The organism is Amycolatopsis sp. FBCC-B4732 (assembly GCF_023008405.1).
GTDB classification, from domain to species: domain Bacteria; phylum Actinomycetota; class Actinomycetes; order Mycobacteriales; family Pseudonocardiaceae; genus Amycolatopsis; species Amycolatopsis pretoriensis_A.
This window is the reverse complement of the sequence record NZ_CP095376.1, coordinates 6,834,374-6,847,500: the sequence shown is the minus strand read 5'-3', so window position 1 is coordinate 6,847,500 and position 13,127 is coordinate 6,834,374. Positions and strand designations below refer to the sequence as shown.

Sequence of the window (13,127 nt, the reverse complement as noted above, 5' to 3'; positions counted from 1 at the left end):
GCGACTCAGCCACCGAGCTTTTCCCGCGCGTCGGCCAGATCCTCCGGGGTCGGGGCGTCGTCCTGGGTCAGCTTGCGCCGCCAATAACCCGTGAACTCGATCGCGCTCTTGTCGAGGCCGCGCTCGACGAGGTGCCGTCGCAGGGCGCGGACCGCCGACGCCTCGCCGGCCAGCCACGCCGCCGAGCCCGCCGGCAACGCCGTGTCGCGCACCGCTTCCAGCAAGCGGCTGCCGTGCTCGGCGCCGCCCCGGTGCAGCCACCGGACGTTCGGCAGCGGCTGCTCTTCGGCCGCGTCCGCGACTTCCACGAACGCCACCGCGTTGTCCACTTCGGACAGCAGGGTGGCGATCGCGGGCAACGCCGTCTCGTCGCCCGCGAGCAGCACCGTGCCGGCCACCGGGACCGGACGGCGGTAGGCCGCGTCCGGGCCGTAGCGGCCGAGGACCTGGCCCGGTGCCGCCGTCCGGGCCCACGCCGTGGCCGGGCCGTCCGCGCCGGGGTGCAGGACGAACTCGACGTCGATCGTGGCGGGCGCCCGGTCGCGGACCGTGTAGCTGCGCATCACCGGCCGCTCCGCCTCGGGGATCTCGAGGTACGCCTGGTACCAGCGCAGGACGTCGCCGTCGGCCGCGGGCAGCCGGACCGGGCGGCCCGGCGGCGGGAACAGGAGCTTGAGCTGCTGGTCCGGCCACGCTTCCAGCTCGTCGAGGCCGTGCCCGGTGAAGGTGACGCGGACCGTGCGCGGCGTCGGGCGGCGCACCGCGATGACTTCGAGCAGCCCGGTCGCGGTCACGGCTTCCCCAGGTATTCGCGCAGGTGGCGGGCGGTGAGGGTGGACGCGTCCGCGACCAGCTCGGCCGGCGTCCCGGTGAAGACCACGCGCCCGCCGTCGTGGCCGGCACCCGGGCCGAGGTCGATAAGCCAGTCGGCGTGGGCCATCACGGCCTGGTGGTGCTCGATCACGATCACCGTGTTGCCCGCGTCGACGATCCGGTCCAGCAGCGCGAGCAGCTGGTCGACGTCGGCGAGGTGCAGGCCGGTCGTCGGCTCGTCGAGGATGTACGTCGAGCCCTTTTCGGCCATCCGGATCGCCAGCTTGAGCCGCTGCCGCTCGCCGCCGGAGAGCGTGGTCAGCGGCTGGCCGAGCCGCAGGTAGCCGAGGCCGACGTCGGCGAGGCGGTCGAGCACCGTCCGCGCGGTGCCGCTGGCGAAGAACTCGCGCGCCTCGGCGACGGACATCCCGAAGACCTCGCTGATGTTCTTGCCCCGCAGCTCGTACGTCAGCACCTGCGGCGTGAACCGGCGGCCCTCGCACTCTTCGCACACCGACGCGACGCCGGCCATCATCGCCAGGTCCGTGTAGATCACGCCGAGCCCCTTGCACTTCGGGCAGGCGCCTTCGGAGTTCGCGCTGAACAGGCTCGCCTTGACGCCGTTGGCCTTGGCGAAGGCGGTGCGGATCGGGTCGAGCAGGCCGGTGTAGGTGGCCGGGTTGGAGCGGCGCGACCCGCGGATCGCGGACTGGTCGACCACGACGACGTCGTCGCGGTGGGCCAGCGAGCCGTGGATCAGCGAGCTCTTCCCGGACCCGGCCACGCCGGTCACGACGGTCAGCACGCCGAGCGGGACGTCCACGCTGACGTCACGCAGGTTGTGCAGCTTCGCACCGGTGATCCGCAGGTGGCCCGCCGGCTCGCGCACGTGCTCGCGAAGGGTGACGCGGTGGTCGAGGTGGCGCCCGGTGAGCGTGCCGGACGCGCGCAGGCCGTCGAGGTCACCGGTGTAGCAGAGCCGCCCGCCGTCGGTGCCCGCGCCGGGCCCGAGGTCGACGACGTGGTCGGCGATCCGGATCGTCTCCGGCTTGTGCTCGACGACCAGGATCGTGTTCCCCTTGTCCCGCAGGCAGAGCAGCAGGTTGTTCATCCGCTCGATGTCGTGCGGGTGCAGCCCGACGGTCGGCTCGTCGAAGACGTAGGTGATGTCGGTGAGGCTGGAACCGAGGTGGCGCACCATCTTCACGCGCTGTGCCTCGCCGCCGGAGAGCGTCGCGGACTCGCGGTCGAGCGAGAGGTAGCCGAGGCCGATCTCGACCAGCGAGTCGAGCGTGTCGCGCAGGTTGCCCAGCAGCGGCCGGATCGACGGCGCGTCGAGGTCCCGGACGAAGTCGGCGAGGTCGCTGATCTGCAGGGCGGCGCAGTCGGCGATGTTCTTGCCGTCGATCTTCGCCGAGAGCGCGGCCTGGCTCAGCCGCGCGCCGCCGCACTCGCCGCAGGTCTTGAAGGTGGCGGCCCGTTCGATGAACGCGCGCAGCTTCGGCTGCAGCGACTCGACGTCCTTGTGCAGGTAGAGCCGCCGGACCTTCACCGCGAGACCCTCGTAGGTGACGTTGGTCTTGCCGACCTTCACCTTGCAGGAGTCCTTGTGGAGCAAGGCGTCGAGCTGCTCCGGCGTGAAGTCGCGGAGCTTGGCGTCGGGGTCGTAGAAGCCGGAGGAGAGGTAGGTCTGCACGTACCAGGTGTCCGGGGTGAAGCCCGGCACCTGGATCGCGCCTTCGTTGAGGGAGAGGTCGAAGTCCAGGAGCGCGCCGACGTCGAGGTCGGACACCCGGCCGAGGCCCTCGCAGGCCGGGCACATGCCCTCGGGCAGGTTGAAGCTGAACGCGCCGGACGTGCCGACGTACGGCTCGCCGAGCCGCGAGAAGGCGATCCGCAGCATCGCGTAGGCGTCGGTCGCGGTGCCGACGGTGGAGCGCGAGTTGGCGCCCATCCGCTCCTGGTCGACGACGATGGCCGCGCTGAGGTTCTCCAGCAGGTCGACGTCCGGGCGCGACATGTTCGGCATGAACGACTGGAGGAAGGCGCTGTAGGTCTCGTTGATCAGCCGCTGGGACTCGGCCGCGATGGTGCCGAAGACCAGGGACGACTTGCCGGAGCCGGACACGCCGGTGAACACCGTGAGCCGTCGCTTCGGGATGTCCAGGTCGATGCCGGTCAGGTTGTTCTCCCGGGCCCCCCGGACCTCGATCACGTCGTGGGTGTCGGCGGCCCGCCTGGGTGAAGTCATACCGTCCTTCTTGATACTTTAGGCTGTAAAGTGATTCCCGATCGTACATTACTTTAGGGTGTAAGGAGTCGGCAAGGTGGTCGTCTTCGCGGGTCAGGGCGACGCCCGCCGTTCCATGGAGCTGCTGTGGGGACCGCGGGTGGGTGCCCCGCGCACGGGCCCCGGGCCCAAACCGGGCCTGTCCGTCGAGGCGATCGTGTCGGCGGCGATCGAGATCGCCGACGCCGACGGCATGCCGGCCCTGTCGATGCGCGCGGTCGGCGAGCGCCTCGGCCGCACGGCGATGGCGCTGTACACGTATGTGCCGGGCAAGACGGAACTGGTCGACCTCATGTACGACCGCACGCTGGCGGAGCTCCCGTCGTCGTACCCGGCCGACGACGGCTGGCGCCCGGCGGCGGTGGCACTGGCCGACGAGCTGTGGGCGTTGCACCTGAGGCACCCGTGGCTGCTGCAGGTGTCCCCGGCCCGCCCGGTACTGGGCCCGGGCGAGTTCCACGTCCAGGAGACGCTGCTGTCGGTACTGGCATCGACGGGCCTCCCCCTCCCGAGGGTCCGCTGGGTGGTCTCGGCCCTGTTCAACATCGTCCGCGGCTCGGTCCAGGCGGCAGCGGAATCCCGCCAGGCGGCGACCGAGACGGGACAGTCCGAAGAGGACTGGTGGTACGCGCGTTCGGCGCTGCTGGGGGAGTTGGTGCCGGATTTGACGGCGCGGTTCCCGACGGTGGCTCGGTTGGGTGCTTCGGTCTCGGGGGAGCCTTCCGGGGAGCCGTATTTGGAGCGGGAGGCGCGGTTGTCGTTCGAGGCTGGGGTGGAGCTGCTGCTGGACGGCGTCGAGACGGCGATCGTCCGGGCGCGTTGACGGCTGGTGGTGTTACGCCGGGCCGGCGTGTTCACCGGCTGACTGCTCTGCGGGCCGGGCCGGGCCGGGCCGGGCCGGGCCGGAGTTCGGTGAGGATGCGGCTTTGTTGTTCGGCGGCCGATGGTGACTTTGGCCGGGTGGTCGCGGAGGCGGGGAAGGTCTGGCGGGTGGCGTTCACTGCGGAGTTCGGGCCGGGCGGGCGATGCGAGGGGTGGCTCGGTTGGGCGCCGGACGGAACATGGTGAGTCTGGAGCCGGCGGGCTCTCGGTGGAGGGGCGGTGTTGGGCTCGGAATCGGGTGGGCGCCGAACGGAAGGTGGTGTGGGTCTGGAGTCGGCTGGCCTTCGGCGGCGGGGTGGGTGTTGGAAGCGGAAGCGGCAGGTGCAGGCGCATGGAGGCCCGGCGGGCGGAGGCGGAGAGATGCGCGGGGGCGAGGCGGAAGCGGAACCGAGCCGTTGGGGAGGCTGAGGTAGGTTTGGGGCGAAGGCGAAGGCAGAGGTGTGGGGGTGCAGGCGGAGACAGAGGTGTGGGGGCGAGGGTGAAGGTGAAGGCAGAGGTGTGGGGGCGTAGGCGGGGAGGTGGGTGCGCGGAGATGTAGATGCGGGGAGGCGGAGGAGGTGTGGGGGAGGCGGTGGTGTGCGTGCGCGCGGAGGCGAAGACGGAGGAAGGTGGGGCGGCGGAGATGTGTGTGATGAGGCGTGGAGGCAGCGGTGTTGGGGCGTGAGGCGGAGACGTGGGAGCGCAGGTGGAGACGTGGGGGTAGGCCCGTAGCCAATGGCTGCGGGCCTTTCCCATATTCGGTTGTCTCAGGCCGCGAAGGGCAGTGGCTGATGCAGGTTGTTGCGCCTGGGTTTTCGGCGTTTGTCCAGGAATCGCGGAGGTAGGAACTCGGGGTGGCCGTCGGCCGCGAGGCGGACCTGCCAACCCGAGCGGTGCATCAGGCGGTGGTGGTGGGCGCAGAGCAGGACCAGGTTCGCGAGATCGGTGGGGCCGCCGTTGGCCCAATGGCGGATGTGGTGGCCTTGACAGTGCCGGGGTGGGCGGTGGCAGCCGGGGAAGGCGCAGCCTCTGTCGCGGAGGAAGAGGGCGCGGCGGAGGCCGGGTGAGATCAGGCGGCGGGCTCGGCCCAGGTCCAGGGGTTCGCTGGTAGCGCCCAAAACGGACGGGATCAGTTTGCAGTCGCAGGCGTGGATGCGGGCTTCGACCGCGGAGATCAGGCCGGTGTCGCCCAGGGTCGCGTGGCCGAGGCCGGATTGAAGATCGGCGAGGGAGACGGCGACTAGGACGTGGGCGCGTTCACCGGCCTGAGTCGGGAGCTCTGGGGAGTTGAGCGCGAGGTCGATGGCGTCGGAGAAGGCGTCGCCGTAGCGTTCCTGCGGGGAACGGAAGTCTCCGCCTTCGTCGGCGGTGCGGCGTTCGGCGAGGGCGTCGAGTAGGGCGCTGGCTCGGGTGCCGGTTTCGTCGTCGAACCGGCCGGTGAGTTCCCAGGTGCCGGTGCGCCTGCGGCGTAACGAGAGTTCGCGGGCAGGGGTGGCGGGCTCGACATCGACCGGTTCGGTGCCGTCGGGATCGAGGTGGGCCAGGATTCGGGCGCCGAGGGCGGCGACTTGTTTGTGGTCTGCGTCGGCGGCGAAGGCGAGCAGGTCCTGTTCGGCGGTGTCGCGATGCTCGAGGGGGATCCGAGACACGGCCCCGATGATGGTGTCGATCATCGGGGTGCTCAAGGCGCCCGTCAAAGCAGCAGCGCCGGTGGCGGGGGCGAGAGCGGGCGGCGAGTCGAGGGTGTGCGCAGAGGTGAGGGCCTGGGCTCGGGCGACGGTGCGCTGAGCAGCCGTATGGGGAATGTCCGCGAGGTGCTCCAGCAACCGGGCAACCGAGCGGTACCCGAACAGCTCCATCACACCACGCGACTCGATCTCCACCAGCAGAGTCCCGATTTCCGCCTCGGCAGACCGCACCACGGTGAGCAGCCCACGGAGACGGTCGGCCAAGGCCTCCGCGTCCGCTTGCCACACCGCTTCTCTGTCCACGCACCAAGATTACCGGCGTTCGAACGTCCGTTCATCACTCGATCAGGTGGGCTTCGATCAAGAACCGGGTCGTGTGCGCCACGAACGGGCCGTCCCGCTCGATCAGCTCGTGCAGGTCCCGCAGCTTCGGCAGGTACTGCTCCACCGTGAAGCCCGGCACCATCCAGATCACCTTGCGCAGGAAGTAAACCACCGCGCCGATGTCGAAGAACTCCGTGCGCAGGGACTCCGAGCGCAGGTCGACCACCTCCAGGCCCGCCGCCGTCGCTGCCGCGATCGCGTGGTCCGGGTGGCGGCTGGTGCGGGCCTCGAGCGGTTGCGGGCCCAGGAAGAACTCCACCAGCTCGAACACGCTCGCCGGGCCGACCTGCTGGGAAAAGTACGTGCCGCCCGGGCGGAGGACGCGGGCGATCTCCGGCCACGGCGTCGTCACCGGGTGGCGGCTCGACACCAGGTCGAACACGTTGTCGGCGAACGGCAAGTCCGAAGTGGACACCACCGCCACCCCGCGGGGCGCCAGGCGGGCCGCGGCTCGGGTGACGTTCGGGGGCCACGACTCGGTCGCGATCATCAGCGGTGGCAGCGAAGGGCAGCCGTCGAGGACTTCGCCGCCGCCCGTTTCCCAGTCCAGGGCCGATCGGACCGCCGCGAGACGCGAGCCCAGCAGGCGCTGGTAGCCCCACGACGGGCGGGCCTCCGTGGCGCGGCCGTCGAGCCACGAGAAGTCCCAGCCGTCGACCGGCACCGCGGCGGCTTCGGCCACCAGTTCGTCGAAGCGCGAGCGCCGCACCGGGGGTGGTGGGACGGGTTTCGCGAGGGTGACCGCGGCGAACTCCACCACGACCGGACCGCGGCGGGTCTCCACGGTGCACGTCGTGGAGTCGCGCGCCACCAGCTCGCCGAGTGCGTCGGTGAGCCCGCCCTCGATCCGGTAGCGCACCACGACCCGCGTGCCCAGCGGCACTTCCCGCAGCAGCTTCACAGGCGCGCGCTCAGCTCGTCGTCGGACGGCTCGACCAGGAAACTGCCGTCGTCCCAGACGATCGTGGGGATCCGGCGCGCGCCGTCCTGCAGCTCGCGGACGCGGGCTTCGGCGGCCGCGTCGGCCTCGACGTCCACATAGGAATACTCGACGCCGAGCCCGTCGAGCAGCGCGCGGCTGCGCTTGACGTCCGGGCACCAGGAAGCGCCGTACACCGTCAGACTCACGAAACGACCTCCGAAACAGCGGTGGGAACGGGGGCGGGGTGACCCAGGTCCGTGAGCCACCCCCGGAACACCCGGTGCAGGGCCTCGGCCCCGACTACCGCACCGGGAAAACCGAGCTCGCGCGGGTACACGACGAAGCCGCGTTGCTGCGGTCCGCCGAGCCCGCCGTGCGAGCCCACGTGCGTCTCGAACGGGGACGCCTGGTCCGAGTCCGGGTCGTAGCGGCTGTTGATCATGACGTCCGCGCAGTGCGGGAACGTGTCGACGCGCCGGACCAGGTCCGCCGCGTGCGGGCCGTACGGCAGCAGCGGGTCCTCGCCGATCACGACGCCGGTCGCGAGCCGGTGCAGGCCGTCGCGGCCCAGCACCACCGGGCCGAATTCGCGGCTGCGCACCAGCAGGAACCCGACGCCGGGGTGGTCCACCAGCGAGGGCAGCAGGTCGGGGAACTCGCGCTCGATCGTCTCCAGCTCGACGCGGCCCTCGTGCTCGGTGAACGACACCATCGCCACGTGCCCGGACACGACCGCGACCACGCCCGGCGCGACCCGGGTGACCGCGCCGGGGGAACCGGACGTCGTGCGCGGCCGGTCGTCGGCGCACTCCGCGTCCTCGACGCGGGCCCGCAGCCGGCGCGCGATCAGGCCGCCGCTCTTCGTCGCCTCCGCCAGCGCCGCGTTGATCTGCCAGCTCTCCGCCTGGCGTCGGTTGCCGGCGAGAGCGGACGGCGAACCGCCGCACAGCCGTCCGACGTACGCCTCGATCGTCTCGCCGAACCGCTGCGAGAACGCCTGACCCTGGGTCTGGCCGTGGTCCGACAGCGCGACGACGTGGTAGCGGCGCGGGGCGAGCCGCGAAGCCCGGTGCAGCCGCGCGATCTGCTGGTCGATCGAGCGCAGCACGGAAAGGGTGTCGAAGCGCTCGATGCCGGAGTGGTGGGCGACCTCGTCGTAGCCGAGGAAGTCCGCGTACACGACCGGCCGCCCGGCGAGCATGTCGCCGAGGATCGCCGACACGACGACGTCGCGCGCGATCACCGTCGTGCCCGGGCGGGCCAGCGGGTACCAGCCGCCGCGCGGGACCCGCGGCACGACGCCGGCGCGGCGCTGGCGGACCGCGGCGGTGATCTCGCGGAAGACGTCGGCCAGCGCGACGACGAACGTGCGCAACGCGTTGACCGGGTTCGCGAAGTAGGCGTAGTAGCCCGCGCCGAACCGGTCGCGGTGGCGGCGCAGCAGCTTCTTCGGCACCAGCACCGGGATCGAGCTCATGGTGAGGCTGACGTGGTCGGCGTCGCCGGAGAACAGGTTGCCGCGGCTCGCGCCGTCGCCGGACAGCAGGCCGCGGCCGTCGGAGTGGCGCCGCTCGATCTCGGCCGCGTCGGTCGGGTGCGCGCACGCCATCACGTGGTCGCGGTCCTTTTCGTACCAGCGGAAGCCGAGGATGTCGTGGTTGGAGCCGTGCAGGATGCCGCAGACGCTCGCGCCGGTCTGGGAGCTCCAGTCGGTGTGCCACGGCGTCAGCGCGTGGCTGCCCTCGGCGAGCCACGCGGCGAACGTCGGCATGTCGCCGTCGCGGATCGCGCGGCGGACGGTGTCGAACCCGAGGCCGTCGATCTGCAGGAACACCACGCCCGGCGGCTGGTCGGCGTCGCCGGGCGTGGCGGCGTGGCGACGGCGGCGGCGGTTCGCGCGGCGGAAGAAGATCTCGTCCTCGTCGATCGCGAGGAGGCTGGAGATCACGGCCCCGACGCCGGCCATCGCCACCGTGACGATGACCGCCGTCCGGAAGTCGGCGATCTCGACGCCGGGCACGGTCTTGAACACGGCCAGCGTGCCCGCGCCCAGCAGCAGGAACCCGAAGAGGCCGAAGGTGAAGAACGCCAGCGGGTAGGCGATCCGCATGACGAGCGGCCAGCCGACGCCGGCGAGCAGGCCGAGCAGCAGCGCGCAGATCGTCGGCTGCCACCAGTGCGTCATGCGGAAGCCGGGCAGGAGGACGTCGAGCAGCCGCAGCGCGCCGGTCACGGCGGCCCAGACCAGCAGGATCCGGGCGACGGCGCGGCCACCGCGCAGCAGCCTGCCCTTCGGCGCGGTCGTCGTCACACTCGCTCCTTGGTCTTGCGCCGCCACCGGGAGACCAGGTTCAGCGCCACGGTGACCAGCAGGACCAGCACCGTCGCCAGCAGGGTCGCGACGAGAGGGGAGTCGAAGATGCCGCCGCTGAGGATGCCGAGCAGGCTGTACGCGGTCGCCCAGAGCACGCACGCGACGAGCGCGGCCGGCAGCAGGCGCCGCCACGGGTAGCTCAACGCGGCCGCCGCGAGCAGCACCGGGATCCGGCCGGCCGGGACGAGCCTGCCGATCACGATCAGCTGCCAGCCGCGGCGGGTGAACTGGTCGCGGGCCTTCTCCAGCCGTTCGGCGGGCTGGCGGCGGCTGATCCAGCGGAACGCGGCTTCGCTGCCCAGGCGCGGGATCCCGAACGTCACGACGTCCCCGAGGTAGGCGCCGAGCACGGACAGGACGATCACCAGCGGCAGCGAGAGGTGGTCGGTCGTGGTGGCGACGGCGGCCGCGGCGCCGACCACGGCCCCGGTGGGCACGATCGGGATGATCGAGCCGAGCAGCACACCGCCGAACACGGCCGGGTAGCCGAGCGCGGCCGGGTCGGTCCAGTTCACGTGCGGTCCTCACGCGCGGGGAGCGCGACTTCGGCGCCCGGTTCGGTGAACAGGACTTCGGTGGCGATGCCGTGCTTGCGCACTTCGGCGGCGAACACCCGTGGCGGGTCGGCGAGCAGCCGGCGCATCCGGGCGGTCCGCCGCAGGCCGGGCACGGCGAGGGTGCCCCAGTGCACGGGCACGGCGGCGCGGGCCCGCACGCGTTCGGCGGCCTTCGCGGCGCGGGCCGGGTCGAGGTGGCCGGGTCCGAGGTTCGGCCCCCAGCCCCAGACGGGCAGCAGGGCGACGTCGACCGGCCCGAAGCCCGCCATGCCGTCGAAGAGGTCGGTGTCGCCGGCGTTGTAGACCGTCGTCTCCGCGGTCTTGATCAGGTGCCCGACGGCGGGGCTCTGCGGCCCGTGGGTGAGCCGCGGCCCCCACCGGTGCCCGGAGTGGACGGCTTCGGTGGCGGTGACGGTCAGCCCGCCTTCGGTCAGGGTCTCGCCGGGCGCGATCTCTTCGACGTGGTCGAAGCCCTTCTTGGTGAGCCAGGCCCCGGCCCCGCGCGGGACGACGATCCGGGTGCCGCGGCCGAGCAGCTTGAGGGAGGGCGGGTGGAGGTGGTCGCCGTGCAGGTGGGAGAGCAGCACGAGGTCGACGTCCGCGTAGGTCTCCGGTGGCGGCGGCGGGACGACCCGGGTGAGCCCGCCGACGCGGGCGGTGAGCACGGGATCGGTCAGCACGACCCGGCCGCCGAGTTCCAGCCGGACGGTCGAATGGCCGAGGAATCGCAGGTTGAAGCCGCTCACGGTGTCGAGTATCGCCTTCGGGCGGCGCGGACGCCCGGCGGAGTGGCGCGAACAACGCTGCCCAGTGACGGCTCGTTAGCGCCGGGCGAGCTGACGGCGCTTGGCCCACCGCAGGCGGAGGCGCCGGCGCGCCCGGCGCCACCTCGCGCGGAGGTCCGTGCGCAGCGCCTGTTCGGCTTCGCGGTGCATGCCGATCTCGTGCAGCAGCTCGGCGACGCGGACCTGCTTGTCGGTCGGCACGTCAGCGGCCCGCGGGGAGCAGGGACGAGATGCGCAGCGCCGACGTGCCGAGCCCGGTCGGCTGCCCGAGCCGGGGGTGGTGGCCGAGTTCGGTGTCGGTGTACCGGCCGACGCTTTCGTGCCAGTGCGCGATCCCGGCCATCCAGTTCCGGAAGTGCTCGACGTACGCGTCGAGCGTGTCCGGGGCGAGGCCGCGGCCGGCGAGCAGCACGGGCAGTTCGACGTCCGCCGTGTGGCGGAACTCGGCGAGCCGGGCCCGGACCAGGTCGCCGACCACGGCGAAGGCGCGGTCCTCGGTGCAGTCCAGGAAGTTCCGGACCACCAGGACGCCGTTGTGCAGCTCGCCCTCGAACCGGATCTCCTTCCGGTAGGAGTACAGGTCGTTCAGCAGGGCGGCGTAGTCGCCGGCGCTGTTTTCGAGCGTGTGCACCGGCCGGGTCCCGGCCAGCTCGGCCGGTACGGCGCCCCGGCGCGCGAGAGCCGCGGTGAGGTCCGAGCCGAAGGTCCGGCGCCGCATCTCGATGTAGTCGATCGGGTCCGGGATGCGGTTCTGCGCCTGGTTCGCCAGCTCCCAGAGCCAGCTCGACGTCATCGTGTCGACCGCGCGCCGCACCGGAAGCCGGTCGGCCGGTGCCGTTCGCGCCCACAGGTCGGCCAGTCCCGACTCGAGCGCGTTCAGCGGAGCGGGCGCCGGCGAGCCGTCCAGCGGCATGCACGCCGACAGGCGCAGGTTGGCCGCCTTCGCCGCCGCGAGGTCGCGAGTCGGGCCGAACACCACCGGGTAGTAGTCGTCGGCGTAGGTGCCCCAGGTGAGCCAGTCACTGGTGACGTCCAGCTCGTCCGCCGTCGCGTCCGGGTGGATGCCCGCCGCGCACAGCGGCAGGTCCGCGGCGCGCAGCTTCCGCTCGTCCCAGACGACGCCGTCGAGGAAGCCGGTCCGCCGCGCCCAGTCGACGTTGCGGCTGCGGCAGGACTCCAGGTGCGGGCTGAGCCGCAGCGGGAACGGCACCTCGAACGACGGCCGCGGCGTCGAAACCTCGCCGAACGGGGTGTGGGAGTACGCGCGCAGCCGCTGCGGCGCGGTCGCGAGCACCGACGCGAAGATGCGCGCCGCGGACGTCCCGAGACCGGTCACGGCACCCGGTTCCGGGCCGGTCAGCGCCCCTTCGTTCATGTACCGGCTGGAGCGCAGGTGCCACTCGTGCCCGCCGGCCTGCCAGTCCTGCAACCCCTTGACGTAGGCGAACGTCGCCGCGCGGGCGGCCGGGTCGACGCCGTGCTCGTCGAACAGCGCGGGGACCTCGGTGAGCGCGGTGTGCTCGAACTGGTGCAGCCGCGAGGTGATCAGGTCGTTGACGGCGTCGGCCGCCTGCTGGGTCGGGATGCCGAGGAACTCCTCGAGCACGAGCACGCCGTTGGACAGCTCGCCTTCGTCCTGCACCTCGCGCTGGTAGGAGAAGAGGTCGTTGCGCAGGTGGACGCTGTCGGCGAAGCAGTCGCGCAGCACTTCCAGCGGCCGCGTCGCGGCGATCTCGGCCGGCACTTCGGCGTGCACCGAGTGTTCGATCAGGTTCGCCGACCACGGCGCGCCGCCGACCTTCCGCCGCATCTCGACGTACTCGATCGGGTTGGCGAGCCGGCCCTCGTTGATGTTCGCGAGTTCCCACAGCGATTCGTCCAGCAGCGCCTTCGTGCTGTCGATGAACCGCTTCCGCCAGCCGGCCGACCGGTGCGGCACGGTCCGGGCCCACAGATCGGCGAGCCCGCGTTCGACGGGGTTCTCCGGCTTCGCGGTGATTTCGCCGTCGGCGGGCATGAACCGCTCGAGCCGGTCGAGGTAGGTGCGCGCGCTGTCGATGTCGCCGGTGCGCTTGTACAGCTCGACGAAGTGGTCGTCGAAGTAGAAGACCCAGACGTACCAGTCGGTGATCAGGTCGAGCTCTTCGGCGCCGGCGTCCGGGTGGGTGTAGGCGCAGAGGAGGGCGTAGTCGTGGGAATCGAGGTCGTGCTCGGTCCAGATCACGGTGCCGTGCTGCGGCACGTCGATCATGTCGAGCCCGGCCGCCCACGCCTTGCTGTGCACGCGCGCGCCTTCGAGGTGCGGGTTCAGCCGGGCGGGGTGGGGGAGGTAGAACTCGGGGAGGACGAAGGGCTGCTCAGGCACCCTGTGAGGCAACCAAAGGACGCCGGTGCCCGCCAAGGCCCGCGGCCGGGTTGCACACGAACGGGCCGGACGCGTCCCCCGGCCGGCC

The 13,127-nt window shown here is 72.0% G+C and carries 11 protein-coding genes and 1 pseudogene; 1 reads left to right on the top strand and 11 read right to left on the bottom strand.

Annotated elements, in window-relative coordinates; all coding sequences use genetic code 11:
• Positions 1 to 5: 5 nt before the first annotated feature.
• A complete protein-coding gene (locus MUY14_RS30060) occupies positions 6 to 794 on the bottom strand; it encodes a siderophore-interacting protein (RefSeq protein ID WP_247014238.1) in 789 nt (262 codons plus the stop codon).
• Positions 791 to 3,064, bottom strand: coding sequence for an excinuclease ABC subunit UvrA (locus MUY14_RS30055; protein WP_247014236.1), 2,274 nt, complete (start codon positions 3,062 to 3,064; stop codon positions 791 to 793). Before MUY14_RS30055 ends, MUY14_RS30060 begins: the two co-directional genes overlap by 4 nt.
• Positions 3,065 to 3,140: 76 nt before the next feature.
• Between MUY14_RS30055 and MUY14_RS30050 the strand changes: the two genes are divergently transcribed.
• Positions 3,141 to 3,926, top strand: coding sequence for a TetR/AcrR family transcriptional regulator (locus tag MUY14_RS30050; RefSeq protein ID WP_247014234.1), 786 nt, complete (start codon positions 3,141 to 3,143; stop codon positions 3,924 to 3,926).
• Positions 3,927 to 4,731: 805 nt separating this feature from the next.
• Here the strand turns inward: MUY14_RS30050 and MUY14_RS30045 are convergent.
• The 9 genes and pseudogenes from MUY14_RS30045 to MUY14_RS30005 all read right to left on the bottom strand — a co-directional run bounded on the left by MUY14_RS30045 (position 4,732) and on the right by MUY14_RS30005 (position 13,039).
• Positions 4,732 to 5,955, bottom strand: a complete 1,224-nt coding sequence (locus MUY14_RS30045) for an HNH endonuclease signature motif containing protein (RefSeq protein WP_247014232.1) — start codon at positions 5,953 to 5,955, stop codon at positions 4,732 to 4,734.
• Positions 5,956 to 5,989: 34 nt separating this feature from the next.
• Positions 5,990 to 6,745, bottom strand: coding sequence for a methyltransferase domain-containing protein (locus MUY14_RS30040; protein ID WP_247025307.1), 756 nt, complete (start codon positions 6,743 to 6,745; stop codon positions 5,990 to 5,992).
• Positions 6,734 to 6,937, bottom strand: a pseudogene (locus MUY14_RS30035) (ferrous iron transport protein A); the annotation flags it as partial. The pseudogene MUY14_RS30035 and the gene MUY14_RS30040, both read right to left, overlap by 12 nt.
• The gene (locus tag MUY14_RS30030) at positions 6,934 to 7,164 is read right to left on the bottom strand and encodes a glutaredoxin domain-containing protein (protein ID WP_247014230.1); all 231 of its coding nucleotides are present in this window, start codon (positions 7,162 to 7,164) and stop codon (positions 6,934 to 6,936) included. The pseudogene MUY14_RS30035 and the gene MUY14_RS30030, both read right to left, overlap by 4 nt.
• Positions 7,161 to 9,269: a phage holin family protein gene (locus MUY14_RS30025; protein ID WP_247014228.1), complete on the bottom strand. Its 2,109-nt coding sequence runs from the start codon at positions 9,267 to 9,269 to the stop codon at positions 7,161 to 7,163. Before MUY14_RS30025 ends, MUY14_RS30030 begins: the two co-directional genes overlap by 4 nt.
• Positions 9,266 to 9,847 carry a DedA family protein gene (locus tag MUY14_RS30020; protein WP_247014226.1) on the bottom strand — a complete coding sequence of 194 codons (582 nt, stop codon included), beginning with the start codon at positions 9,845 to 9,847 and terminating at the stop codon, positions 9,266 to 9,268. The genes MUY14_RS30025 and MUY14_RS30020 overlap by 4 nt, the downstream gene beginning before the upstream one ends.
• Positions 9,844 to 10,635 carry an MBL fold metallo-hydrolase gene (locus MUY14_RS30015; RefSeq protein ID WP_247014224.1) on the bottom strand — a complete coding sequence of 264 codons (792 nt, stop codon included), beginning with the start codon at positions 10,633 to 10,635 and terminating at the stop codon, positions 9,844 to 9,846. The genes MUY14_RS30020 and MUY14_RS30015 overlap by 4 nt, the downstream gene beginning before the upstream one ends.
• A gap of 75 nt (positions 10,636 to 10,710) precedes the next feature.
• Positions 10,711 to 10,875 carry a hypothetical protein gene (locus MUY14_RS30010; protein WP_247014222.1) on the bottom strand — a complete coding sequence of 55 codons (165 nt, stop codon included), beginning with the start codon at positions 10,873 to 10,875 and terminating at the stop codon, positions 10,711 to 10,713.
• Between the two features lies 1 nt (position 10,876).
• Positions 10,877 to 13,039 (bottom strand): terpene synthase family protein, encoded by a 2,163-nt coding sequence (locus tag MUY14_RS30005; protein WP_247014220.1) that lies wholly within the window; start codon positions 13,037 to 13,039, stop codon positions 10,877 to 10,879.
• Positions 13,040 to 13,127 lie beyond the last annotated feature (88 nt).